This is a genomic window from Streptomyces sp. SPB162 (assembly GCF_029504575.1).
Lineage (GTDB): Bacteria > Actinomycetota > Actinomycetes > Streptomycetales > Streptomycetaceae > Actinacidiphila.
In genome coordinates this window covers 2,939,201-2,961,802 of the sequence record NZ_JAQFII010000001.1, presented here as the reverse complement: position 1 = coordinate 2,961,802, position 22,602 = coordinate 2,939,201, and the positions used below count along the sequence as shown (strand labels likewise).

General features: G+C 70.7%; 18 protein-coding genes and 2 pseudogenes. 12 read left to right on the top strand and 8 right to left on the bottom strand.

The features are described from left to right. Positions 1-4 precede the first annotated feature (4 nt). A pseudogene (locus M2266_RS13520) lies at positions 5-226 on the top strand (death-on-curing protein); the annotation flags it as partial. 158 nt (positions 227-384) lie between these two features. Beyond that, the gene (locus M2266_RS13515; protein ID WP_277441192.1) at positions 385-2,175 is read left to right on the top strand and encodes a DEAD/DEAH box helicase; all 1,791 of its coding nucleotides are present in this window, start codon (positions 385-387) and stop codon (positions 2,173-2,175) included. 74 nt (positions 2,176-2,249) lie between these two features. On the opposite strand, the gene M2266_RS13510 is transcribed toward M2266_RS13515, so the two are convergent. Further along, positions 2,250-2,780 carry a hypothetical protein gene (locus M2266_RS13510; protein ID WP_277438422.1) on the bottom strand — a complete coding sequence of 177 codons (531 nt, stop codon included), beginning with the start codon at positions 2,778-2,780 and terminating at the stop codon, positions 2,250-2,252. 415 nt (positions 2,781-3,195) lie between these two features. On the opposite strand from M2266_RS13510, the gene M2266_RS13505 reads away from it, so the two are divergent. The 4 genes and pseudogenes from M2266_RS13505 to M2266_RS13490 all read left to right on the top strand — a co-directional run bounded on the left by M2266_RS13505 (position 3,196) and on the right by M2266_RS13490 (position 8,954). Further along, positions 3,196-4,833 (top strand): hypothetical protein, encoded by a 1,638-nt coding sequence (locus M2266_RS13505; protein ID WP_277438421.1) that lies wholly within the window; start codon positions 3,196-3,198, stop codon positions 4,831-4,833. A gap of 242 nt (positions 4,834-5,075) precedes the next feature. After that, entirely contained in the window at positions 5,076-7,031 is a 1,956-nt protein-coding gene (locus M2266_RS13500) for a hypothetical protein (RefSeq protein WP_277438420.1), read from the top strand. A gap of 337 nt (positions 7,032-7,368) precedes the next feature. After that, positions 7,369-8,062: pseudogene (locus tag M2266_RS13495) on the top strand (helix-turn-helix domain-containing protein). Between the two features lie 103 nt (positions 8,063-8,165). Next, on the top strand, positions 8,166-8,954 hold the full coding sequence (locus M2266_RS13490) for a S16 family serine protease (protein ID WP_277438419.1): 789 nt from the start codon (positions 8,166-8,168) through the stop codon (positions 8,952-8,954). A gap of 17 nt (positions 8,955-8,971) precedes the next feature. On the opposite strand, the gene M2266_RS13485 is transcribed toward M2266_RS13490, so the two are convergent. Genes M2266_RS13485 through M2266_RS13465 form a run of 5 tightly spaced genes read right to left on the bottom strand, consistent with a single transcriptional unit; the run spans position 8,972 to position 13,301 of the window. Beyond that, a complete protein-coding gene (locus M2266_RS13485) occupies positions 8,972-9,952 on the bottom strand; it encodes a glycine betaine ABC transporter substrate-binding protein (protein ID WP_277441191.1) in 981 nt (326 codons plus the stop codon). A gap of 26 nt (positions 9,953-9,978) precedes the next feature. After that, positions 9,979-10,857 carry an ABC transporter permease gene (locus tag M2266_RS13480; protein WP_277438418.1) on the bottom strand — a complete coding sequence of 293 codons (879 nt, stop codon included), beginning with the start codon at positions 10,855-10,857 and terminating at the stop codon, positions 9,979-9,981. Continuing rightward, positions 10,854-12,143, bottom strand: coding sequence for a betaine/proline/choline family ABC transporter ATP-binding protein (locus tag M2266_RS13475; RefSeq protein WP_277438417.1), 1,290 nt, complete (start codon positions 12,141-12,143; stop codon positions 10,854-10,856). Before M2266_RS13475 ends, M2266_RS13480 begins: the two co-directional genes overlap by 4 nt. Then, positions 12,136-12,783 (bottom strand): ABC transporter permease, encoded by a 648-nt coding sequence (locus M2266_RS13470; protein ID WP_277438416.1) that lies wholly within the window; start codon positions 12,781-12,783, stop codon positions 12,136-12,138. The genes M2266_RS13475 and M2266_RS13470 overlap by 8 nt, the downstream gene beginning before the upstream one ends. Positions 12,784-12,827: 44 nt before the next feature. Further along, positions 12,828-13,301, bottom strand: coding sequence for an Lrp/AsnC family transcriptional regulator (locus M2266_RS13465; protein WP_277438415.1), 474 nt, complete (start codon positions 13,299-13,301; stop codon positions 12,828-12,830). Positions 13,302-13,425: 124 nt separating this feature from the next. Between M2266_RS13465 and hppD the strand changes: the two genes are divergently transcribed. Both hppD and M2266_RS13455 read left to right on the top strand, forming a co-directional pair. Beyond that, positions 13,426-14,571 carry a 4-hydroxyphenylpyruvate dioxygenase gene (hppD, locus tag M2266_RS13460; protein ID WP_277438414.1) on the top strand — a complete coding sequence of 382 codons (1,146 nt, stop codon included), beginning with the start codon at positions 13,426-13,428 and terminating at the stop codon, positions 14,569-14,571. 88 nt (positions 14,572-14,659) lie between these two features. Next, positions 14,660-16,027 carry an FAD-linked oxidase C-terminal domain-containing protein gene (locus tag M2266_RS13455; protein WP_277438413.1) on the top strand — a complete coding sequence of 456 codons (1,368 nt, stop codon included), beginning with the start codon at positions 14,660-14,662 and terminating at the stop codon, positions 16,025-16,027. A gap of 67 nt (positions 16,028-16,094) precedes the next feature. Here M2266_RS13455 and M2266_RS13450 read toward each other — a convergent pair whose 3' ends face one another. Further along, positions 16,095-16,568: an SsgA family sporulation/cell division regulator gene (locus tag M2266_RS13450; protein ID WP_277441190.1), complete on the bottom strand. Its 474-nt coding sequence runs from the start codon at positions 16,566-16,568 to the stop codon at positions 16,095-16,097. 268 nt (positions 16,569-16,836) lie between these two features. Here M2266_RS13450 and M2266_RS13445 point away from each other — a divergent pair, with 268 nt between their 5' ends. Together M2266_RS13445 and M2266_RS13440 are read left to right on the top strand one after the other, a co-directional pair. Beyond that, positions 16,837-18,252 (top strand): RDD family protein, encoded by a 1,416-nt coding sequence (locus M2266_RS13445; RefSeq protein WP_277438412.1) that lies wholly within the window; start codon positions 16,837-16,839, stop codon positions 18,250-18,252. Positions 18,253-18,390: 138 nt separating this feature from the next. Next, positions 18,391-19,107 carry an RDD family protein gene (locus tag M2266_RS13440; RefSeq protein ID WP_277438411.1) on the top strand — a complete coding sequence of 239 codons (717 nt, stop codon included), beginning with the start codon at positions 18,391-18,393 and terminating at the stop codon, positions 19,105-19,107. 95 nt (positions 19,108-19,202) lie between these two features. Here M2266_RS13440 and M2266_RS13435 read toward each other — a convergent pair whose 3' ends face one another. Next, entirely contained in the window at positions 19,203-19,502 is a 300-nt protein-coding gene (locus tag M2266_RS13435) for a hypothetical protein (RefSeq protein WP_277438410.1), read from the bottom strand. A gap of 406 nt (positions 19,503-19,908) precedes the next feature. On the opposite strand from M2266_RS13435, the gene M2266_RS13430 reads away from it, so the two are divergent. Together M2266_RS13430 and M2266_RS13425 are read left to right on the top strand one after the other, a co-directional pair. Next, the gene (locus tag M2266_RS13430) at positions 19,909-22,215 is read left to right on the top strand and encodes an immune inhibitor A domain-containing protein (protein ID WP_277441189.1); all 2,307 of its coding nucleotides are present in this window, start codon (positions 19,909-19,911) and stop codon (positions 22,213-22,215) included. A 68-nt stretch (positions 22,216-22,283) separates the two neighbouring features. Further along, entirely contained in the window at positions 22,284-22,592 is a 309-nt protein-coding gene (locus M2266_RS13425) for a hypothetical protein (RefSeq protein ID WP_277438409.1), read from the top strand. The last annotated feature ends 10 nt before the right edge of the window (positions 22,593-22,602 follow it).

The following is a 22,602-nucleotide window of genomic DNA, read 5'->3' as shown; positions in this document are numbered from 1 at the left end:
CCACAAGGCCGGAGCCCTCATGGAGTCGCCGGCCCGCAACCGTGCGCTCATCGACGGGAACAAGCGGATCGCCTGGTACGCGACCTGGGTCTTCCTGCAGCTGAACGGGCATGCGCTGCGAGCGGGCTGCGACGTGGACGAGGCGGAGACGTCCGTGCTGAACGTAGGTGAGGGCGTGCGCGACGTGGACAAGATCGCCGAGACCCTGCCGCGCTGCAGCGGCTGAAGGGGCAGTCCCGCCGACGCCCGGTGAAGGAAGCCCGGTCGTGAGGTGCGGGGGTGGGGAGCCGGGGGGACCGGGGTGGCGCGGGTACGCTTATGCGCTTGGCGCTGTCGACGTCGACCGCCGCCGCCCCTGCCGCTTCCGACCCCGCCCCGGAGACCGTGACTACCACCGCCGCCAGTGCCTCCCACCACCTCTCACCGGCCTTCCCCGGCCGCGCCCCCTGGGGCACCGCCGGGAAGCTGCGCGCCTGGCAGCAGGCGGCGCTCGACGAGTACATGCGGCTGCAGCCGCGTGACTTCCTCGCTGTGGCGACCCCCGGGGCCGGGAAGACCACGTTCGCGCTGACGCTCGCGTCGTACCTGCTGCACAACCACCTGGTGCAGCAGATCACCGTGGTCGCGCCGACCGAGCACCTCAAGAAGCAGTGGGCGGAGGCGGCGGCGCGGATAGGGATCAGGCTCGATCCGGACTACAGCGCGGGACCCGTCAGCAAGGAGTACCACGGGGTCGCGGTGACGTACGCGGGCGTCGGGGTGCGGCCGATGCTGCACCGCAACCGCTGCGAGCAGCGCAAGACCCTGGTGATCCTCGACGAGATCCACCACGCCGGTGACTCCAAGTCCTGGGGCGAGGCGTGCTCCGAGGCGTTCGACCCGGCGACCCGGCGGCTCGCGCTGACCGGTACGCCGTTCCGCTCGGACACCAACCCGATCCCGTTCGTGGCGTACGAGGAGGGCAACGACGGGATCCGGCGCAGCTCCGCCGACTACACCTACGGCTACGGGAACGCGCTCGCGGACGGTGTCGTCCGCCCGGTGATATTCCTCTCCTACAGCGGCAACATGCGCTGGCGCACCAAGGCGGGCGACGAGATCGCCGCGCGGCTCGGCGAGCCGATGACCAGGGACGCGATCGGTCAGGCGTGGCGCACCGCGCTGGCGCCGACCGGCGAGTGGATCCCGGCCGTGCTGAAGGCGGCCGATCAGCGGCTGACCGAGGTGCGCAAGGGCATCCCGGACGCGGGCGGGCTGGTGATCGCGACCGATCAGGAGTCCGCTCGTGCCTACGCGAAGATCCTCAAGGACATCAGCGGCTCCAAGGTGACCGTCGTGCTCTCCGACGAGAAGGCCGCGTCCAAGCGCATCGACGCCTTCACGCACTCCGACGACCGCTGGATGGTCGCGGTGCGCATGGTGTCCGAGGGCGTGGACGTGCCGCGGCTGGCGGTGGGCGTCTACGCGACGACGATCTCGACGCCGCTGTTCTTCGCGCAGGCCGTGGGCCGTTTCGTCCGGTCCCGCAGGCGCGGCGAGACCGCGTCCGTCTTCGTGCCGACCATCCCGATGCTGCTCGACTTCGCCAACGAGATGGAGGTCGAGCGGGACCACGTCCTGGACAAGCCGAAGAAGGCGGGCGAGGAGGAGAACCCGTTCGCCGAGGAGGACCAGCTCCTGGCCGACGCCGAGAAGTTGGAGGACGAGGAGACCGAGGAGCAGCTGCCCTTCGAGGCGCTGGAGTCCGACGCCGTCTTCGACCGGGTGCTCTACGACGGCGCCGAGTTCGGCATGCAGGCGCATCCGGGCAGCGAAGAGGAGCAGGACTACCTCGGCATCCCGGGGCTCCTGGAGCCCGACCAGGTGCAGATGCTGCTGCAGAAGCGGCAGACCCGGCAGATCGCGCACAGCCGGCAGAAGCCCGCGGACCAGGCCGACCTCATCGAGCTGCCGGCCGAGCGGCGCCCCATCGTCACGCACAAGCAGCTGCTGGAACTGCGCAAGTCGCTGAACACGCTGGTGTCGGCGTACACCCACCAGAGCGGCAAGCCGCACGGCGTCATCCACAACGAGCTGCGCCGGGTGTGCGGTGGCCCGCCGAGCGCCGAGGCGACGGCCGGTCAGCTCAACGAGCGGATCAAGAAAGTCCGCGAGTGGGCCACGAAGATGCGCTGACCGCGTCAGCTTCATGGTCACCGCCGGGCCCCCGGAAGGCGCGCCTTCCGGGGACCGTTACCAGGTGAGGCTCCTCACCAGGTGAAGGCCGACGACTGGGTCGTCGTCGCCGTGCAGTAGACCGTCGCCACGGTGGGCGACGAGGTCACGATCTTCAGTGACCAGTTGGTGGCGCTCGGAGCCCCGGTGAGCACCAGGGAGTTGGTGGTGTCGCCGGTCGCGATGGTGCCCGAACTCAGCGACAGCGGCCCGAGGGTGATCGGGTTGCCGCCGGACATCGCCGGGTTGAGCTTCGCGGAGAACTGCACCTCGCTGGTAACGCCGCCGGCGGTCTTGGCGGCCTTGAGCGTCGTCGTGATGCTGTTCGGGTTGGCGCTGGAGCCGACCGGCATCGTGATGGCGGTGGAGGTGAGCTTGATCTTCTTGACACCGCCGGTGTCGGTGGCCGTCAGGGTGCCGAGACCGGTGCCCCACGTACCGCAGTTGTAGGTGGCGGTCGCGGTGGCCGGGGCCACGGCGAACGACGAGGTGGACAGGGCGAGGGTCGCCGTGACCGCCCCGGCCGTGCCGAGAACGGCCAGGCAGAGAAGTCTGGAACGTGCCATGTGGTGGTGCTCCTTCCGGTGGATGGAGCGCCGGGCGCATGCCGAATTCACGGTTTGCCAACCAGAGAAGTATCACCGGGCATTACGTCCGTCGCTGTTCCGCCGCCCATCGACAGGGGCGTGCGGTGCCGGGCCCGGCATACTGAGTGGTAGTGAAACCATGATCTCCGAAACAGTCAACACATATGCAGGACAATTTTTTGACGGCGGGAATCCCCGAGGTAAATCCTCGGGGATGCGCGAAGGTTGCGGAAGATTTCCCCGATGATCGGTTCGAGTGCTCCTCCACCGGGTTTCAAGATTTCCGCTGATCCGCTGCTTTGTCTCTCTTGACTTCTTCGGTCCTGGACCTCTCAATGTCCTGCATCATTCGACCGATCCATCCGACCCCAGCCACTCCGGCACGAGGAGTCACGTGTCCCGACAACGAAGATGCGGACCGCGCCGGGTGGCCGCGGGCGTGGCCGGCCTCGCGCTGGTGCTCACCGGCGGGGGAGCGGCCCAGGCCCGCGCCGCGGCGTCCTCAGGAACGGTCAGCCCGGTCGTGCACTGCGTGCTGCCGCTCGGCCAGGGCGAGGCCACCGGGCCGCAGGACATGACCGTGGAACTCAGCCCGTCCACCGTGCTTCCCGGCGGCAAGGTGCACGCCAGGGTGACGCTCGGACCGGGCCCGGCCATCAGCCCGATCTCCATCACCCAGGTTCCCACCACACCCAACCTCGACCTGGCCATGTCCGGCGGCGCCACCGGAACCGTCACCGTCACGGGCCCTGAGGTGCCGGTGGACGTGGAGGCCGGAAAGCCCACGGTCGTCCCGCCGTTCGAGGGCGACTTCTTCGTCCCGCAGAACGCGTCGGGCCCGGTCGACTTCACCCCGTCGCGCAACCTCACCAGGACCAAGGTCCTCGGCGGGACCTACGAGACCCCCTGCGACGTCGTCAGCGGCAGCGGCAGCATCGGCGTGGTCGACGTCCAGGGCTCCGGCGGCACGCCGGCCACCCTCGGCGCGCCCACCGATGCGGTCCGGCCCAACACCGCGGTGAAGCTGACCGGCGCGGGGTGGACGCCGGGAGGTACCGCCGTCCCGTCGCTGTGCGCCGCCGCCGGCACCGGCTGCGACCCGGCGAAGTTCGCGTCCAACGCGCTGACCATCGATTCCTACGGCACGCTGGCCGGGACGGCGACCCTGGCGCCGGCCACCGACGTCCCGGACGGCGACTACGTGGTCAAGGTCAACGACGGGACGAAGGAGGCCACCGCGCCGCTGACGGTCAAGGCCGTGGCGGCGGGCGAGCGGGAGTTCACGCTGTCGAGCAGCAGCGGGCCGGTCGGCAGTGTCATCACCATCACCGGCCGGAACTACCGGCCGGACCAGTGGATCAACATCGTCGGCCTCGACGCCGACGGCGCGACCCTGGACGACACCGCCGTCTACCCGCAGAGCACCCCCGACGGCACGTTCTCCACCGAGTTCACCGTCAGCGACCCCACCCTGGTCGCGATCCGGGCGGACGAGGGCGGCGACCCGGCCACCGTCAGGACGCGGCCGTTCACCGTCACCACCGGCGGTGGGGGCGGCGGCAGCACCGGAGACCAGACGCTGCGGACGTCGGTGGTGCCGGGAGTGCTGTCGATGACCCAGGCGGGCGACACCGTCCGCTTCGGCTCGGTGCAACTCGACGGTGACCCGCACACGTTGAACAGCGCGCTGAACAAGGTGACGGTGCACGACGCCCGGGGCGTCAACACGGGCTGGTCACTGACCGGCACCATGACCGCCTTCACCAGCAATGCCTCCGGAGCCTCCATCCCGGCCGCCGCGGTCGGCTGGGTGCCGGTGTGCGTGGCGCAGCCGGGCAGCGTCGGTACGCCGGTGGCGGGTTCGCCCGGCCGGTTGGGCGCCGAGGCCGCGACGCTGTGCGGTCTCACGCCGGACGGATCCCGCCCGTTCACCGGGGGGAACTTCGACGCCGACGCGGGTCTCACGCTCCAGGTCCCGGGGATGGCCACTCCCGGCGACTACAGCGCCACGCTCACGCTGACGCTTTTGTAGAACGTTCCCTGAATTGATCGTTCCGTTGGGATTCCGGCCGGTACCCGCCACCGCGGGTGCCGGCCGGAGTGCATTTCCGATATTGGATCTGACGCTGCATCAGGTACTTTGTCGACGCCTCTTGACTTATGAAGGGCGGGCCCTCTCAATGTGCGTGCATTAGCGGAATGACACCGCCGGATCCTGTTGCGAAGAATAGGAGTCAAGTGTTCTTGCTACCACGACCATTGGCACATCGACTGATGTCGGGCTCAGCGGCGCTTGCCCTCGCTCTGACCGGAGCCGGACTGGCCCTCGCACCCGCCGCCCACGCCGGGACGATCACCCCGACAGTGCACTGCACGCTGCCCGCCGGCCAGGGCGAGGCGACCGGGCCGCAGACCATGACCGTCGACCTGACCCCGTCCGTCGTCGACCCCGGCGGCAGCGTGCACGCGAAGGTCACCCTCGGCGGATCCCCCGCCACCAGCGGCATCTCGCTGAGCGATGTGCCGACGACCCCCAGCATCGACCTCGCCATGTCCGGCGGCGCCACCGGCACCGTCACCGTCCGCGGTCCCGAGATCACCATGGACGTCCCCGCCAACACGCCCATCCTGATCCCGCCCTACGAGGGCGACTTCCTCATCCCCGTCAACGCCGCCGGGCCGATCACGTTCAGCGTGGTCCGCACCCTCACCCAGACCAAGGTGCTCGGCGGGACCTACCAGACCCCCTGTGACGTCACGGCCAACGGCGGCAGCGTCGGCACGGTGACCGCCCAGGGCACCGCCGGAGTCCCCGCCACCCTCCACGCGCCCACCGGAGCCGTCCGCCCCAGCACCCCGGTGGCACTCACCGGCGACCTGTGGACGCCCGGCGGCACCCCCGTCCCGTCGCTGTGCGACGCGTCCGGCGGCGGCTGCGACCCGGGGAAGTTCGCCTCCAGCAGCCTGGCGATCGGTGCGAACAAACAGCTGACGGGCTCCGCGACGCTCTCCGACGCCAACGTGGTGCCGGACGGCGCCTACCTCGTCAAGGTCAACGACGGGACCAAGGAAGCCACCGCGCCGCTGACCGTCAAGGCCTTCGTGCCCACCGGACCCAGGGCCTTCACCCTCTCGCAGAGCCAGGGCCCGGTCGGCAGCGTCATCACCGTCTCCGGCAGCAACTACCGCCAGGACCAGTGGATCAACACCGTCGGCCTCGACGCGGCGGGGCAGACCCTGGACGACACGGCGGTGTACGTACAGACCACCGCCGACGGCACCTTCTCGGTGGACTTCACCGTCAGCGACCCGACGCTGGTGGCGGTGCGGACCGATGAGGCCGGTGACCCCGCCACCACCCTCACCCGGCCGTTCACCGTCGTGGCGGCCGCCGCCACGCTCGCCACGGGCACCGGCAAGGTCAAACCCGGCGGGACCGTCGCCGTCTCCGGCACCGGCTGGCCGGCCGGCGCCGCCGCGACCGCCGCGCTGTGCGCCGCCGACGGCACCGGCTGCGCCGCGAGCCGCGTCTCCGCGAAGTCCCTGACGATCGCGGCCGACGGAACCCTGCACGGAACGGTCACCGTCGCGTCCTCGGTCGCTCCGGCCACCTATCTGCTCAGGGTCGAGGCGGGCGGGGTCTCGCAGACCGCCGCACTGACGGTGGCGAAGTACTTCATCGTCCTCAGCCCGTCCAGCGGCCCCAAGAGCACCAAGGTGACCGTCGTCGGCCAGGGCTTCGCCCCCATCTGCACGGTGGTGATCTCCGGGCTGAAGGCGGACGGGTCGCAGACCTCCGACATCCCCAAGACCAAGGTCGTCGGCCTCGACGGCGCGTTCTCCCAGACCTTCACGGTCAAGGACGCCGCCACGGTCGCCCTCCAGGTCAAGGAGGTCCTGGTGAACCCGCGGGTCGCGGTGGCCGCCTTCACCGTCGACGACAGCGTCCCGCCGCCCTCCGCGGGCTTCGCGCTCTCCCCGGACTCGGGCCCGCTCGGGACTGTGGTCCAGGTCACGGGCCAGGCTTTCGCGCCGGTCGCCACGGTGGCGGTGACCGGACGCCGGGCGGACGGTTCGCAGACCTCCGACGGCTCCGTCATCCGGGTCATCGGCCTGGACGGCAGCTACGCGCTCAACTTCACCGTGCACGACCGGACCACCGTCGCCCTCAGGGCCTGTGAGGTGCTGGTGGACGGCAGGACCGTGCAGCGCGCCTTCACCGTGACCTGATCCGAGGAGGGCGGAGAGGCAACGGAACGCACGCGGAGGCAACGGCAGGCGGCGCGACCCCGGAACCGGGATCGCGCCGCCTTCGTCATAGCCCCGTGAGCTCGGGGAGCGGATCGGGAGCACCTCTCGGGATGACCTCGGGTGACCGGATTGTGGACGACCCCTTCCGCTCAGCGGTACTCCCTCGCTACCGTGCCCGTCACGCACGCGCCGTGGCAGAGCAGCCGCGGAGCGCAGCCGGTACCACCGCGACCGGCGGCCTCTCCGCGCGCTGCCGCGGGACCGGCAGTGCGTCCCGCCGTGAGATGAGCCGCCACTCATATGAGGAGGGGGCGTCGTGACCGCGGAGACATCTCAGACGCTCGACAGAGGACTGCGGGTCCTCAAACTATTGGCCGACACCGACCACGGGCTCACCGTCACCGAGCTCGCCACCAAGCTGGGGGTCAACCGCACCGTCGTCTACCGCCTGCTGGCCACCCTGGAGCAGGCACGCACTGGTACGGCGGGACCTCGGCGGGCGGGCCCGTGTCGGGCTCGGCGTGCTGGGGCTCGCGCACCAGGTGCACCCGCTGCTGCGGGAGGCGGCCCTGCCGGCCCTGAGGTCGCTCGCCGAGGACATCGGGGCCACCGCGCACCTGACTCTCGTCGACGGCACCGAGGCGCTGGCCGTCGCGGTGGTCGAACCGACCTGGACCGACTACCACGTCGCCTACCGCACCGGTTTCCGGCACCCGCTGGACCGGGGCGCGGCAGGCCGGGCCATCCTGGCCGGCCGTGGCGTCCTGCCGCACCTGCCCGGACAGGAACAGCACGTCAGCGAGGCGGGGGAGCGGCGCACCGAGCCGGTCCGCTACGTCCTGACCCACGGCGAACTGGAGGCCGGCGCCAGCGGCGCCGCCGCCCCGCTCCTCGGGGTGACCGGGATAGAGGGCAGCGTGGGCGTGGTGATGCTCGCCGAGGCGGTGCCCGAACGGGTGGGACCCAGGGTGGTGGAGGCGGCCACGGAGGTCGCCGACGCGCTGCGCTGAACCGCGGAGCGTGTGCCGCTCCGCACCACGGAGCCGTTGATCGGCGGGCGGGGCACCCGGCCGGGGTGCCCCGCCCGCCGCGCCCGTCGACTACATTCTCTGCATGCCCGCAGTCTCCCGCCGTGCCCGAGTCCTTGCCCTTTGCGCGATGCTGGTGGCAGCTCTGCTGGCCGTCGCGGCGTTCGCCCCGCTCCCGGTCTCGATCGTGGTGCCCGGGATGACGGCGAACGTGCTCGGCGCGGACAAGGGCCGTCAGGTGATCACCGTCACCGGCACCCCGACCCGCAAGACCACCGGGCAGCTGCGGATGACGACGATCGCCGCGACCCAGCCGAACGCGTCGATCCACCTGCCCGACGTGCTCAGGGCGTGGTGGGCGACCGACCAGGCGGCGATGCCGCGCGATGCGGTCTATCCCAGTGGCGGCTCGGTCCAGGAGATCGAGCGACACAACGCGCAGGAGATGACCGACTCGCAGAACGCGGCGACCGGCGCGGCCCTCCAGCACCTCGGGCTCTCCCCGGCGAAGGTCAAGGTCGAACTGCACCTCGCGGACGTGGGCGGGCCGAGCGCCGGGCTGATGTTCAGCCTCGGCATCATCGACAAGATCGACGGCAATGGCCGCGGCGGTGACCTGACCGGCGGCCGCACCGTGGCCGGTACCGGCACCATCACCGCGGACGGCAAGGTCGGCGCGGTCGGCGGTGTCCCGCTGAAGGAACGAGCGGCCAAGCGGGACGGCGCCACCGTCTTCCTGGTCCCCAAGGGCGAGTGCTCCGACGCCAACGCCGAGCTGCCGGCCGGCCTGCGACTGGTCCCGGTCACCGACCTGGAGGGCGCGCTGGCGGCCCTGGCCGCGATCGACAACGGTGGCAAGATCCCCAGCTGCTGATCGCCGTACGGCGGGTTTCAGCCTTTTTTGATGAAGCCTTCCCGGATCAGCCACTCCTTCGCGACGTCGTGCGGGTCCTGGCCCTCGACGTCCACGCGGGCGTTCAACTGCTGCGCGATCTGCGTCGTCAGGCGTCTGCTGATGGGGTCCAGCAGTGCGGCGATGGCCGGGTGGCGGCGGAAGGTCTTGCCGTTGATGACGGGAGCCGCGTTGTAGTTCGGGAAGAAGTGCTTGTCGTCGGCCATCGTGTCCAGGTTCATGGCCTTGATGCGGCCGTCGGTGGTGAAGGCCTCGCCGAGCAGGCAGGTGCCCTTGGCCACCTGGGTGTAGACGATCCCGGCGTCCATCTTCTGGATGTTGGAGGCGGGGATCCGCATCCCGTACGCCTTCTGCATGCCGGGCAGTCCGTCGTCGCGCGAGGCGAACTCGTTCTCCACGCACAGCGTCACCGCCGACGGGTCGGACTTCGAGAGGGCGGCGACGTCGGAGAGCGTCTTGAGGTGGTACTTGGCGTTGTTCGCCTGGTTGATGGCGAGGGTGTACGTGTTGTCGAGGGAGGACGGCGGCAGCCAGACGATGCCGTTCTTCACGTCCTCGTCGCGCACCGCCCGCCACTGCGCCAGCGGGTCGGTGATCGGCTTGTCGTGGCCGAGGTAGGTGATCCAGGCGGTGCCGGTGTACTCGTACATCGCGTCCGCCTGACCGGACTTGATGGCCTCGCGGGCACCGATCGACCCCTGGATGTTGGTGCGGTCCAGGACTTCCGCGCCCGCCGCCTTGAAGGCCAGGCCGATCATCGAGCCGAGGATGATCTGCTCGCTGAAGTTCTTCGAGGTGACGATGAGCGAGGCGCCCTTGAGGGGCAGGCCCTGGCCGATGGAACCCGGAACCACGTCGTCCACCAGGGGACTGCCGCTCTTGAGGCCGCAGCCGCCGAGCACGGCCGTCGCCACCAGCAGTCCGCAGCCCGCCGTCGCCAGCGTGCGTCCGTAGCGCATGCGCGCGTACCGGGCGCGTCCGTCCCTCATGACCCCACCTCCAGGCCGCGCGGCCGCATCAGCTGTTCCGCGACGGAGGCGAGCCAGTCCACCGCCAGCGCCAGGAGCACCGTCAGGATGGAGCCGAGCACCAGCACCGGCATCCGCTGCGTCTGGATGCCCGTGGTGATCAGGTCGCCGAGGCCGCCGCCACCGCCGAAGGTGGCCAGCGTGGAGGTGCCGACGTTGAGGACCAGGGCCGTGCGCACCCCGGCCAGGATCAGCGGTACGGCGAGCGGCAGTTCCACCTTGGCCAGGACGCCGACCGCCGACATCCCGATGCCGCGCGCCGACTCGACGAGGGTCGGGTCGATGCTCCGCAGCCCGGCCATGGTGTTGGCGAGCACCGGCAGCACGGCGTAGGCCACCATCCCGATGATCGCGGTGCGCGCGCCGATGCCCAGCCAGATGACGAGCAGCGCCAGCAGGCCGATCGCGGGTGTCGCCTGGCCGATGTTGGCCAGTGCGGTGACGAACGGGGTGGCGGTGCGCAGCTTGCGGCGGGTCAGCGCGGTGCCGAGCGGGATGGCGATGATCAGCACCCAGAAGGTGGAGATCGCGGTGAGCTTGACGCTCTGCCAGAAGCGCAGCTGGACGGTGTCGCCGGCCAGCGCGTTGTGCGCGATCGAGTCGAGCTCGGCGTTGCTGATCCACAGGTAGGTGGCGCCCAGCGCGGCGGCGAGCAGGAGCGGTGTGACGACCAGCGTGGACCAGCGCAGCCGGCGCGCCGGCGGCTCGGGCGGGGGTGTGCCCGTCCCGACGGCCCCGGTCACCCCGTCGTCCTCGGCCGCCTCCGGGTCGTCATGGAAGGCCAGGCCCCGGACCTCGTGCTCGCCCGACGGGCGCTCCGGGCGGCGCGCGCTCACGCGTCCGCCCCCGTCGGCCCCTCCGGGGCACGGGAGGCTCCCGCGCCCTCCTGCTCCTGGCGGGTCTGCCGGCCGCGCAGCTCCTCCAGCTCGTGCTGGTGCTCGATGGCGGTGAGCCGGTCGGCCTCCAACATCTCGTGGACGGAGTTCATCAGCGTCTCCATGTCCACGACGCCGATGAATTCGCCGCGCCGCCCGGTCACCGCGACCCGGCCGCCGCTGTCGGTGAGCACCGCCTCCAGCGCGTCGCGCAGCGTCGCGTCCCGCGTCACCGTGTCGTGCACGAGGGTGCCGGCCCGCGCCAGCGAGCCCTTGGCGCGCATCAGGTCGCCGCGCCGCAGCCACTTGTACGGGCGGCCGCGCTGGTCCAGCAGCAGCAGCTCGTTGGTGGTGGCCTCGCGCAGCCGGTCGAAGACGGCCTGCAGCGGGTCGTCGACGGTCACGGTGGGGAACTCGGCGATCTCCACGTCCCGCACCCGGGTGAGGTTCAGCCGCTTGAGGGCAGCGCCCGCGCCGACGAAGCCGGAGACGAAGTCGTCCGTCGGGTTGGTGAGGATCGCCTCGGGTGTGTCGAACTGGGCGATGTGCGAGTGCTCGCGCAGCACCGCGATGCGGTCGCCGAGCTTGATGGCCTCGTCGAAGTCGTGCGTGACGAAGACGATCGTCTTGTGCAGCTCGTGCTGCAGCCGGATCAGCTCGTCCTGCAGGTGGTCGCGGGTGATCGGGTCGACGGCGCCGAACGGCTCGTCCATCAGCAGCACCGGCGGATCGGCCGCCAGGGCACGCGCGACGCCGACCCGCTGCTGCTGGCCGCCGGACAGCTGACGCGGGTAGCGGCCGTGGAACTCGCGCGGGTCCAGGCCCACCAGGTCGAGCATCTCCTCGACGCGGTCCTTCACCCGGGACTTCGACCAGCCCACCATCCTGGGGACCAGCGCCACGTTCTCGGCGACCGTCATGTGCGGGAAGAGCCCGGAGGACTGGATCGCGTAGCCGATCTTGCGGCGCAGCTTGACCGGATCCATGTCGGTGACGTCCTCGTCGCCGATCCTGATCCGTCCCGAGGTCGGCTCGATCAGCCGGTTGATCATCTTCAGGGTGGTCGACTTGCCGCAGCCGGACGGGCCGACGAACACGACGGTCTCGCCCGCCCTGATCTCCATGCTGACGCTGTCCACCGCCGGCGCGGCGGTGCCGGGGTAGCGCTTGGTGAGGTTCTCCAGCTGGATGGCGGCCCCGGCCACGGACGCGGGAGCCGTCGGCGACCGGTCGGACGGTTCAGGCACGGATCCCCCTCGGGATGGTCAGACGGCCCAGGACGATGTACGCGGCGTCGAAGAGCAGCGCCAGGATGACGATGCCGAGCGTGCCGGCGAGCACCTGGTTGAGGGCATTGGCGCTGCCCAGCGACGCGATGCCGCGGAAGATCTCGTTGCCGAGCCCGGGACCCGAGGCGTACGCGGCGATGGCCGCGATGCCCATGAGCATCTGCGTGGAGACGCGGATGCCGGTCAGGATCGGCGGCCAGGCGAGCGGCAGCTCCACCCTGGCCAGCCGGGTGAAGCGCGACATCCCGATGCCCCTGGCCGCGTCCACCAGCGTCGGGTCGACTCCGCGCAGCCCGACGATGGCGTTGCGCACGATCGGCAGCAGCCCGTACAGCGTCAGCGCGGTGACGGTCGGCGGGACGCCGAGGCCCACCACCGGGATCAGCAGGCCGATCAGCGCCAGCGACGGGATGGTGAGGATGGTCGAGGTCGCGGTGACGGCCAGGTTGCCGGCCCATTCGCTGCGGTAGGTCAGGACGCCGAGCGCGACACCGATGACGGTGGCCAGCACCATGCACTGGAAGACGGCGCTGGCGTGCTGGAAGGCGTCGGCGAGCAACTGCTGGTGGCGGTTGCCGAGATAGCTCCAGAAACTCACCGGCCGGCTCCCTCCCGCTCGTGCCGCGGGTGCCGTCCGTCATGTCACGGGCGGTCCTCCGCTGCCTGTTCGACCAGCGGGATGATCCGGAGTGGCACCGGATTCTCCATGACGATCGCCGTGGAGGCCCGCACAATGCCATCAAAGCCCACAACCCGGTCGATCACCCGTTGGAGATCGGCGTTCGAACGGGCCACCAGGCGGCAGAACATGTCGCCCTGGCCGGTCGTGGTGTGCAGCTCCAGCACCTCGGGCACGCCCGCCAAGTGGGCACGGACGTCCACGCCTTGCCCCTGCTTGATCTCCAGCGTCGCGAAAGCCGTCACGGGATAGCCGAGGGCGGCCGGGTCCACCTGCGGGCCGAACCCGCGGATCACCCCATTGGCCCGCAGCCGGTCCAGCCGGGCCTGCGCCGTCCCGCGCGCCACACCCAGCCGCCTGGACGCCTCCAGCATCCCGATCCTCGGCTCATCGGCGAGCAGCTTGATCAACTGCCCGTCCAGCATGTCGATCCCCATGACTCCCACCCTCCGGTGGTCAGACTGCACAGATTGACCCGTGATTCCCGCCATTGACTGTGCTCATTGTCCAGTGAATCCGCCAACTGTTGCGCACTCTGGTCCCCGGGGCGACGCTTTCGACATGACTGAGACGACTGAGACGCAGCAGAGCCCCGAAGCCCGGCAGAAGGACCTGTTCCCGGTGAAGGGGATGGACGCCGTGGTCTTCGCCGTGGGCAACGCCAAGCAGGCCGCGCACTACTACTCGACCGCCTTCGGGATGAAGCGCACCGCCTACTCCGGCCCGGAGAACGGCAGCCGCGAGACCGCGTCGTACGTGCTGGAGTCCGGCGGCGCCCGCTTCGTCTTCACCTCGGTCGTCAAGACCGCCACCGAGCGCGGCAAGTTCCTCGAGGCGCACGTCGCCGAGCACGGCGACGGCGTCATCGACCTCGCCATCGAGGTCCCGGACGCCCGCGCCGCCTACGCCTACGCCGTCGAGCACGGCGCCACCGGCCTGGAGGAGCCGCACGAGCTGACCGACGAGCACGGCACCGTCGTCCTCGCCGCGATCGCCACCTACGGCAATACCCGCCACACCCTCGTCGACCGGTCCCGCTACACCGGCCCGTACCTGCCGGGCTACGCCGCCGCCGACCCGATCGTCGAGCCGGGCGCCCGCCGCTTCCAGGCCATCGACCACTGCGTCGGCAACGTCGAGCTCGGCAAGATGAACGAGTGGGTCGCGTTCTACAACAACGTCATGGGCTTCACCAACATGAAGGAGTTCGTCGGCGACGACATCGCCACCGAGTACTCCGCGCTCATGTCCAAGGTCGTCGCCGACGGCACCCGCAAGGTGAAGTTCCCGCTCAACGAGCCGGCCATCGCCAAGAAGAAGTCCCAGATCGACGAGTACCTGGAGTTCTACGGCGGCCCCGGCGTCCAGCACATCGCGCTCGCCACCAACGACATCGTCGCCACCGTGCGGGCCATGAGCGCCGCCGGCGTCGAGTTCCTCAACACCCCGGACTCGTACTACGACACTCTCGGCGAGTGGGCCGGTGAGACCCGCGTCCCCGTGGAGACCCTGCGCGAGCTGAAGATCCTTGTCGACCGCGACGAGGACGGCTACCTGCTGCAGATCTTCACCAAGCCGGTCCAGGACCGGCCGACGGTCTTCTTCGAGATGATCGAGCGGCACGGATCGCTCGGCTTCGGCAAGGGCAACTTCAAGGCCCTGTTCGAGGCGATCGAGCGCGAGCAGGAGCTGCGCGGCAACCTCTGAGCGATCGGGGACGGCGACAGGAGGCCGTACGGGCCGTGCCGGGGCGGCAGAGCTTCCCCGGTCACGGCCCGGATGCCAGTCTGGAACCATGCGCGAACTGATCGAACGACTGCACGAGGGTCTGCCGACGGCGGCGGTCCTCACGGACCCGGACGTCACCGCCTCCTACGCCCACGACATGGCGAGCTTCTCCGAGGCGGGCGCCCCCGCGGTGGTGGTGCTGCCCCGCACCGTCGAGCAGGTGCAGCACGTGATGCGCACCGCGACCGCGCTGCGGGTGCCGGTCGTCCCGCAGGGCGCCCGCACCGGTCTGTCGGGTGCGGCGAACGCGTCGGACGGCTGCATCGTGCTGTCGTTGGTCAGGATGGACCGGATCCTGGAGATCGACCCGGTCGACCGGATCGCCGTCGTCGAACCCGGTGTCGTCAACGCCGTGCTGTCGCGCGCGGTCGCCGAGCAGGGCCTGTACTACCCGCCCGACCCGTCGAGCTGGGAGCAGTGCACCATCGGCGGCAACATCGGCACCGGAGCCGGCGGGCTGTGCTGCGTGAAGTACGGCGTCACCGCCGAGTACGTCCTCGGTCTGGAGGTCGTGCTGGCCGACGGGCGGCTGCTGAACACCGGCCGCCGTACCGCCAAGGGCGTCGCGGGCTACGACCTGACCCGGCTCTTCGTGGGCGCCGAGGGCACGCTCGGCATCGTCGTCAAGGCGGTGCTCGCGCTGCGGCCCGCCCCGCCGCGGCAGCTGGTCCTCGCGGCGGAGTTCCCGTCCACGGCGGCCGCGTGCGCCGCCGTCTGCGAGATCATGGCCCGCGGCCACGCGCCCTCGCTGCTGGAACTGATGGACACCACCACCATCCGGGCGGTCAACGACCTGGCGCAGATGGGGCTGCCGGAGACCACCGAGGCGCTGCTGCTGGCCGCCTTCGACACGCCCGATCCCGCCGCGGACCTCGCGGCGGTCGGTGAGCTGTGCACGGCCGCGGGCGCCACGCAGGTCGTCCCGGCGGACGACGCCGCCGAGTCCGAGATGCTGCTGCAGGCCCGCCGGCTGGCGCTCGTCGCCCTGGAGCGCGTCGGCACGGCGACGATGATCGACGACGTGTGCGTGCCGCGCGCGCAACTCGCCCCGATGATCGAGGGTGTCGCCGCCATCGCGCGGAAGTACGAGCTCACCATCGGCATGTGCGCGCACGCGGGTGACGGGAACACCCACCCCATCGTCTGCTTCGACGGAGCGGACGCGGACGAATCGGCACGCGCCCGGGAGTCCTTCGACGAGATCATGGCGCTCGGCCTGTCGCTCGGCGGGACGATCACCGGCGAGCACGGCGTCGGCCTGCTGAAGAAGGAGTGGCTGGCCCGCGAGCTCGGCCCGGTGGGAGTGGAGTTGCAGCGCGGCGTACGGCAGGTCTTCGACCCGCTCAACCTGCTCAACCCGGGCAAGCTCTTCTGACACCGCCGGCCGTTCCGACTCTTCCGACCCTTCCGACTCTTCCGACCCGGCGAGTTCGCCCGCGCCCTCACCCTTCCGGCGACTCGTCCGTCACCGTCCATGGATCGCGCAGCCACAACTCGTCCCGGGTCGTCGGGGCCAGCAGTTCGTTCAGCCCGTCGTCCATACCGAGCTGCTCGTGCTCCGTCCCCGGCGGCACGGCGCGCAGCGTGCGCTCCAACCAGGACGCCACCGGCGAGGAGGACGCCTCCAGCAGCGCGTTGCCGTCGGGGGAGCTGAGCGCCAGACAGATCACGCTGCGCCCGTTGACCTTCGTCGGCCAGATCCGCACGTCCCCGTGCCCGCACGGCCGGAACACCCCCTCCACCAGCAGTTCGCGGGCGAACGTCCAGTGCACCGGGGCGTCGGAGCCCACATGGAAGGTGATGTGCACGGCAAAGGGGTCATCTGTGCGATAGGCCAGCCTGGCGGGCACCGGAATGCTGCGCTCCGGCGACAGCACCAGGTTCAGTTCCAGTTCGCGTTCCACCACGGTCTGCATCGAGTCGTCGTCCTTTCCTTGGCGGGCGGCCCCTTGCGGTGATGCGCGGCGGGTGCTGCGCGGGGCCCGCACCAGGAGAGAGCGCATACAACCCCAACCATTACGCGACTTCAGGCAATCGCGGTGAAAACAACGGAAGGTCACGCGCGGGTCCCCTCCACCCGGTAAGGGTGTGTGGTGGGCGGTACCGCGACCCCGATGGGCCCGCCCGTCTGGTAGATGTGGTCACTGCACTCCCCTGGCCGAATAGATACGGACCTCACGAACCATGGACTCACCCGCCACTGGCTCCTCCGGTTCCTCCGGTTCCCCCGTTCCGGGGTACTACCCGGATCCGTCGATCCCGAGCTACATCCGGTACTGGAACGGTGCCTCCTGGGTGCCGGGCACCAGCCGCCCCGCACCGCGACCCGGCGAGGAGCTCGTTCCGCCGCCCGGGCAGGACGGCGGCGGCCGCGGAACGCCCGGCCCGGCGGCCCCCGAGCCGGCCTCCGGCGGGGGCAGGGGCGTGCCCGCCGTGGAGGAGTCCGGCGTCATGTTCTTCGACGAGGACCCCGTGCGGGCCGCGGAACCGGCGTCCGACGGGCGCGGCGCGGCCGCCGCCCCGATCTGGTCGGCCGCACCGGCCGTCGAACCGCCCCGCACCACCTGGGGTGCGGAGCCGGAGCCGGAGCGGGCGGCCCCGGCCGCGAACCCGCCCGCCGCGAACCCGCCCGCCGCGAACCCGCCCGCAGCGAACCTGCCCGCAGCGCGCGGCACGTCGGCTCCCGTCGGCGGCGGCCCGGCCGCGAACACCCCGGCCGCGAGCGCTCCGGCCGCCGGCACTCCCGCCGCCGGGACCCCGTGGGGCACCCAGCCGCGCCGGCCGGAGCCGCAGCCGCGCATGCCTCAGCAGCAGTCGCAGCCGCAGACTCCGCGGCGGCACGTTCCGCCGCAGTCGCAGCCCGCCACCGACGAGGGCACGGACGGCGGGCGGCGCGCCGGCTCCGCGCCCCTCGCGCAGGCGGCCCCCGCACCCTGGGCACAGCAGGTGCACGATCTCGCCCGGCAGGGCCCCGGCGGTACCGGGCCCGGTACCGGGCCCGGAACCGGAACCCCCGGCGGCGTCGTCGCCCTGCCGGCGCAGCAGGGCGAACCGGCCGGTGTGGTGCCGTGGCGGCCGCCGGTGAACGACCCGTTCGCGTCGATGGTGCAGGAGCAGGGCCGCCCGGCCGGGCTCGGCCGGCGCCTCGCCGCGCGGCTGCTCGACTCGCTCGTCGTCGCGGCGGTCGTCGGCGTTGCGGCGGTACCGCTCGGCACGGCCGCGTACCACCACCTCCAGGACAAGGTGGACGAGGCGCGGCTGACCGGCGAGACCGTCACGGTCTGGCTGATCGACGGAACCACCGGCGTCCAGCTGGCCATCGTGCTCGGTGTCGCGCTGGTCGCCGGGCTGCTGTACGAGGTGCTGCCCACCGCCAAGTGGGGGCGGACGCTGGGCAAGAAGTTGTTCGGGCTGCGGGTGGTCGACATCGAGTCGCAGCTCGCCCCCGGGTTCGGCCCCTCCCTGCGCCGCTGGCTGACCCACACGGTGCTCGACGCGCTCGTCGTCGGCGTCGTGGGCCTGGTGTGGTGCATGATCGACCGCCCGTGGCGGCAGTGCTGGCACGACAAGGCGGCCCGCACCTTCGTCGCCCGGCAGTAGCGGACGGCGGCAGCCGGGCCCGGTACCGAGCGGCGGTAGCGCCCGGCGGGAGCGGGCCGGCGGTGCCGATCCGCTCGGCGTACCCCGAACGGATCTTGTCGGAAGGCGCGTCCGCTTCCCGCGGGTTTCACTCGGGTCATGAGCCAGCCGACGCCAGGAACCGGTGACGATCCCTTCGCCAAACCCCCGCAGGACAGCGATGGCCCCGGCACGCCCGGCGGCTCGCCCTACGACCGGCAGCCGCCGCCGTCGTACCCGCCGCCCCCGCAGGGAGGCGGCGGCAGCGACCCGTACGGCGGTGCCAACGACCCCTACGGCGGCAATCCGTACGGCGGCCCGCCCGGTGGCAACCCGCCCGGCGGCGGCCCCTACGGCGGTGGCCCCTACGGAGGTGGCGCGCCCGATCCGCTGGCCGGTATGCCGCCGCTGGGCAGCGTCGGCAAGCGGCTGCTCGCGCGGATCATCGACTTCATCCTCATCTCGATCCCGGTCGGCCTGCTCGACTGGGCGTTCGGCACCTACCGGACCGACGCGGACGACATCAACTACGGCAGCTCCGTGCTGGGATCGCTGGTGGCCGCGGTCCTGTACATCGGCTACGAGTGGTGGATGACCAAGTCGACGGGTCAGACGCTGGGCAAGAAGTGGCTGGGCCTGCGCGTCGCCATGCTCGACAACGGCGGTGTCCCCACTTCGCAGGCCGCGCTGATCCGGGCCTGTGTGTTCTGGCTGCCGACACTGTTCTGCTGCCCGTGCCTGTGGATCGTGCTCATCGGGATCCTGCTGCTGCTCGACAAGCCGTACCGGCAGGGTCTGCACGACAAGGCGGCGAAAACCGTGGTCGTCTCGGCGTGACGGCCGGTCCGAACAGCCCCCGTCCGCCGCGCGGTCCGGGCCCGCGCACACGACGGCGGCCCCGGAGCGATCGCTCCGGGGCCGCCGCCCGCGGTTCATCGGCGCAGCGAGTGCTCGCTGACGCGGGACCGGCCGGACTGGCCGGAGCTGTGCACCCGTGGGCGGGGGACCGGCACGTGGGCGGCGCGGACCGCCGTACGGCTGCGGGCCTTGGCGCGGGCGGTCAACGGGATCGTGGTCGTCACCGCGACCAGGACCCCGAGCAGCAGCCCGGCCGCCGCGATGATGACGACACTGATGCCGGAACGTGCCTCGGACAGCAGGAGCATCGCGAGAGTGGACAGGACAACGGTTGCGGAACCGTATGCGAGTTGCGCGGGGGTAGGACGCGGCATGGCGGGATCCGTCCTCGAATACGTCGGTTAAGTCGCAGCGTCGGAAGGGGCGGTGGAAAGCTTCACGCGGGGGCGCCGGCAACTGACTCTACGGATCGGCATGCCCGATGGGAACGGTTGGTAAGCGTGACCTAACCCACGGTGGGGGAGCACAGGGGGGCGCATGGAATCTCACCCCGGCCCATCCGTCTCAACAGGCAGACGGTTTACCCGCGTTGTTGTCCGTTATCCGGACCTCGAAAGCCGGTGAACGTACTGCTCTGCCATGAGCAAGTCAAGACCTGTCTTTTCTCTCGGCTCTTAGATGCAATGGCATCTCCCAAGGGGAGGTCAAGACAACTTGAAGAATCTTCGAGGCACCATCAGACCCGCCACCCTCGCGGTGGCGCTCGTCGCATTGGGTGCGATGGCGATGCCCGCGACGTTGGCCGCGGCCGCACCCGCGGCCGGCAACGACGCGCAGGCGAGCCACGATCCGATGCAGGCGCCCACCGGCAAGGTAGCGGCCGGCACCAAAGCCAAGGTCGACGATGACCGGCTGGGCCCGCTCGCGCGCGAGCAGGCGGTGCGCCGGCAGGACGCCCTGCAGAAGGTGATCGCCGGCGACCTCACGGTCAAGGACAGCGGCCGCTCCAAGGTCGCCAAGCTCAGCAACGGCAAGTACGTCGAGCTGAGCCGCGAGAAGACCGACAAGATCTTCGTGATCCTCGCCGAGTTCGGCGACAAGGTCGACCCGCAGTACGGCGGGACCGTCGGCCCGCTGCACAACCAGATAGCCGAGCCCGACCGCACCACGGACAACAGCACCGCCTGGAAGAAGGACTACAACGCGCAGTCCTTCCAGGACCTCTACTTCTCGCACGACGCCAAGAAGGAGTCGGTGGCGAAGTACTACGAGAAGCAGTCCTCGGGCCGCTACTCGGTCGACGGCGAGGTCTCCGACTGGGTCAAGGTCGACTACAACGAGGCCCGCTACGGCAACAACAAGTGCGGCGCCACCAACTGCGCCACCGTCGAGGACCTGGTCCGCGACGGTACCGCGCAGTGGGCCGCGGACCAGAAGGCCAAGGGCCGCACGGCCGCGCAGATCAAGACGGACCTGGCGCAGTACGACCAGTGGGACCGTTACGACTTCGACCACGACGGCAACTTCAACGAGCCCGACGGTTACATCGACCACTTCCAGATCGTGCACGCGGGCGAGGACGAGTCCGCGGGCGGCGGCGTCCAGGGCACCGACGCGCTGTGGGCCCACCGCGGTTACGCCTTCCAGGGTGACGAGGGCTTCACCGGCCCGGCCGGCAACCAGCTCGGCGGCACCCCGATCGGCGACACCGGCATCTGGGTCGGCGACTACACGATGCAGCCGGAGAACGGCGGCCTGGGCGTCTACGCCCACGAGTACGGCCACGACCTCGGCCTCCCCGACCTGTACGACACCACGTACATCGGCGAGAACGGCACCGCCTTCTGGTCGCTGATGTCGTCCGGCTCCTGGCTCTCCAACGGCACCACCGACATCGGCTCGCTGCCCGGTGACATGGACGCCTGGGACAAGATGCAGCTCGGCTGGCTGAAGTACGACACCGCCAAGGCCGCCAAGCTCTCGACCCACAAGCTCGGCGTGGCGGAGTACAACACCAAGGACCCGCAGGGCCTGGTCGTGACACTGCCGTCGAAGAGCGTCACCACCGCGATCACCACGCCCGCCGCGGGCACCAAGCAGTGGTGGAGCGGGTCGGGCAATGACCTGCGCAACACCCTGACGCGCCACGTCGACCTCACCGGCAAGACGTCCGCCGCCCTGTCGTTCAAGGGCTGGTACGACACCGAGGACGGCTACGACTACCTCTACACCGAGGTGTCCACCAACGGTGGCGTCAACTGGGCCCCGATCGACGGCACGATCGACGGGCAGCCCATCACCCGCAACGGCAGCGGCCGTCCGGCCATGACCGGCACCACGGGTGGCTACAAGGACATGAACTACCCGCTCGACGCCTTCGCCGGCCGGCAGATCGAGCTGCGCTTCCGCTACCGCACCGACGGTGGTGTCGCGCAGAAGGGCTTCGCGGCCGACGAGCTGAAGATCACCGCCGACGGCGCCGCCGTCTTCACCGACGGTGCCGAGGGTGACGACAACGGCTGGACCGCGAACGGCTTCAGCCGCTCCGAGGCGTCCTTCACCAAGTCGTACCCGCAGTACTACATCGCGGAGAACCGCCAGTACGTCAGCTACGACAAGGTCCTGAAGACCGGTCCCTACAACTTCGGGTTCGGCGCCGCCGCCCCGAAGAAGGTCGAGCACTACGCGTACCAGAACGGCCTGCTGATCTGGCTCTGGGACACCTCGCAGCTGGACAACAACGTCGGCGAGCACCCCGGCCACGGCCAGATCCTGCCGATCGACGCCCACGCCAAGCCCGACGCCTGGTCGGACGGCGCGCTGTTCCGCAACAAGATCCAGTCCGCGGACTCCACCTTCGGCTGGTACCCGACCGACGCCCTCACCGCGCACAAGAACGGCGTCGCGACGACGATCAAGTCCAAGCCCGGCGTCCCGGTCTTCGACGACCGTCACGGAACCTACTGGTACGACACCAACCCGTACGGGAGTGTCCAGGTGCCGAACACGAATACCCGCATTTCGATCCTGTTCGACTCCCCGAACGGACAGAACACAATCGTTGCGGTCAGCCCCGCAGGTCGCTGACCTGCGTTGACCTGGTGTTCGGCCCACGCCCTCTGGTGGGCGGGGGCCGATCACCGGATCATGTGGGCATGGCAGTCGGTGGATTCACCAAGCTCCCCAACGGCAATGTCGTCGTCGCTCTCAAGCTGCCCCACCCGGGCGGCGCGGAGGACAGCGTCCGCGTCATCGTGCACGCCCAGAACCGCCAGCGGGCGCTCACCCGGCTCCGGAACCTCGGCTTCCGGGCGGCCCGGCTCAGCGGCAACACCGAACCCCCGACGCCCGACGAGATCACCGCCGTCCTGCACCACCCGGACGGCCTCGTCTGGCGGCACTCCGCGTCCGGCTCGGAAGAGCTCTGGCAGCCCTTCCGCGCCACGCACCGGCGGGCGGGGTGACACCCGGTCT

What these genes read in the sequence shown, in the direction of transcription:
- M2266_RS13510 (WP_277438422.1), bottom strand. Translation starts at nt 2,780, where the DNA reads ATGGCACGTTCCAGACTTCTCTGCCTGGCCGTTCTCGGCACGGCCGGG.
- M2266_RS13465 (WP_277438415.1), bottom strand. Translation starts at nt 13,301, where the DNA reads ATGGGGATCGACATGCTGGACGGGCAGTTGATCAAGCTGCTCGCCGAT.
- M2266_RS13450 (WP_277441190.1), bottom strand. Translation starts at nt 16,568, where the DNA reads ATGCAGACCGTGGTGGAACGCGAACTGGAACTGAACCTGGTGCTGTCG.
- M2266_RS13440 (WP_277438411.1), top strand. Translation starts at nt 18,391, where the DNA reads ATGAGCCAGCCGACGCCAGGAACCGGTGACGATCCCTTCGCCAAACCC.
- M2266_RS13485 (WP_277441191.1), bottom strand. Translation starts at nt 9,952, where the DNA reads ATGCGCTACGGACGCACGCTGGCGACGGCGGGCTGCGGACTGCTGGTG.
- M2266_RS13490 (WP_277438419.1), top strand. Translation starts at nt 8,166, where the DNA reads ATGCCCGCAGTCTCCCGCCGTGCCCGAGTCCTTGCCCTTTGCGCGATG.
- M2266_RS13455 (WP_277438413.1), top strand. Translation starts at nt 14,660, where the DNA reads ATGCGCGAACTGATCGAACGACTGCACGAGGGTCTGCCGACGGCGGCG.
- hppD (WP_277438414.1), top strand. Translation starts at nt 13,426, where the DNA reads ATGACTGAGACGACTGAGACGCAGCAGAGCCCCGAAGCCCGGCAGAAG.
- M2266_RS13425 (WP_277438409.1), top strand. Translation starts at nt 22,284, where the DNA reads ATGGCAGTCGGTGGATTCACCAAGCTCCCCAACGGCAATGTCGTCGTC.
- M2266_RS13430 (WP_277441189.1), top strand. Translation starts at nt 19,909, where the DNA reads ATGGCGATGCCCGCGACGTTGGCCGCGGCCGCACCCGCGGCCGGCAAC.
- M2266_RS13500 (WP_277438420.1), top strand. Translation starts at nt 5,076, where the DNA reads ATGTCGGGCTCAGCGGCGCTTGCCCTCGCTCTGACCGGAGCCGGACTG.
- M2266_RS13445 (WP_277438412.1), top strand. Translation starts at nt 16,837, where the DNA reads ATGGACTCACCCGCCACTGGCTCCTCCGGTTCCTCCGGTTCCCCCGTT.
- M2266_RS13435 (WP_277438410.1), bottom strand. Translation starts at nt 19,502, where the DNA reads ATGCCGCGTCCTACCCCCGCGCAACTCGCATACGGTTCCGCAACCGTT.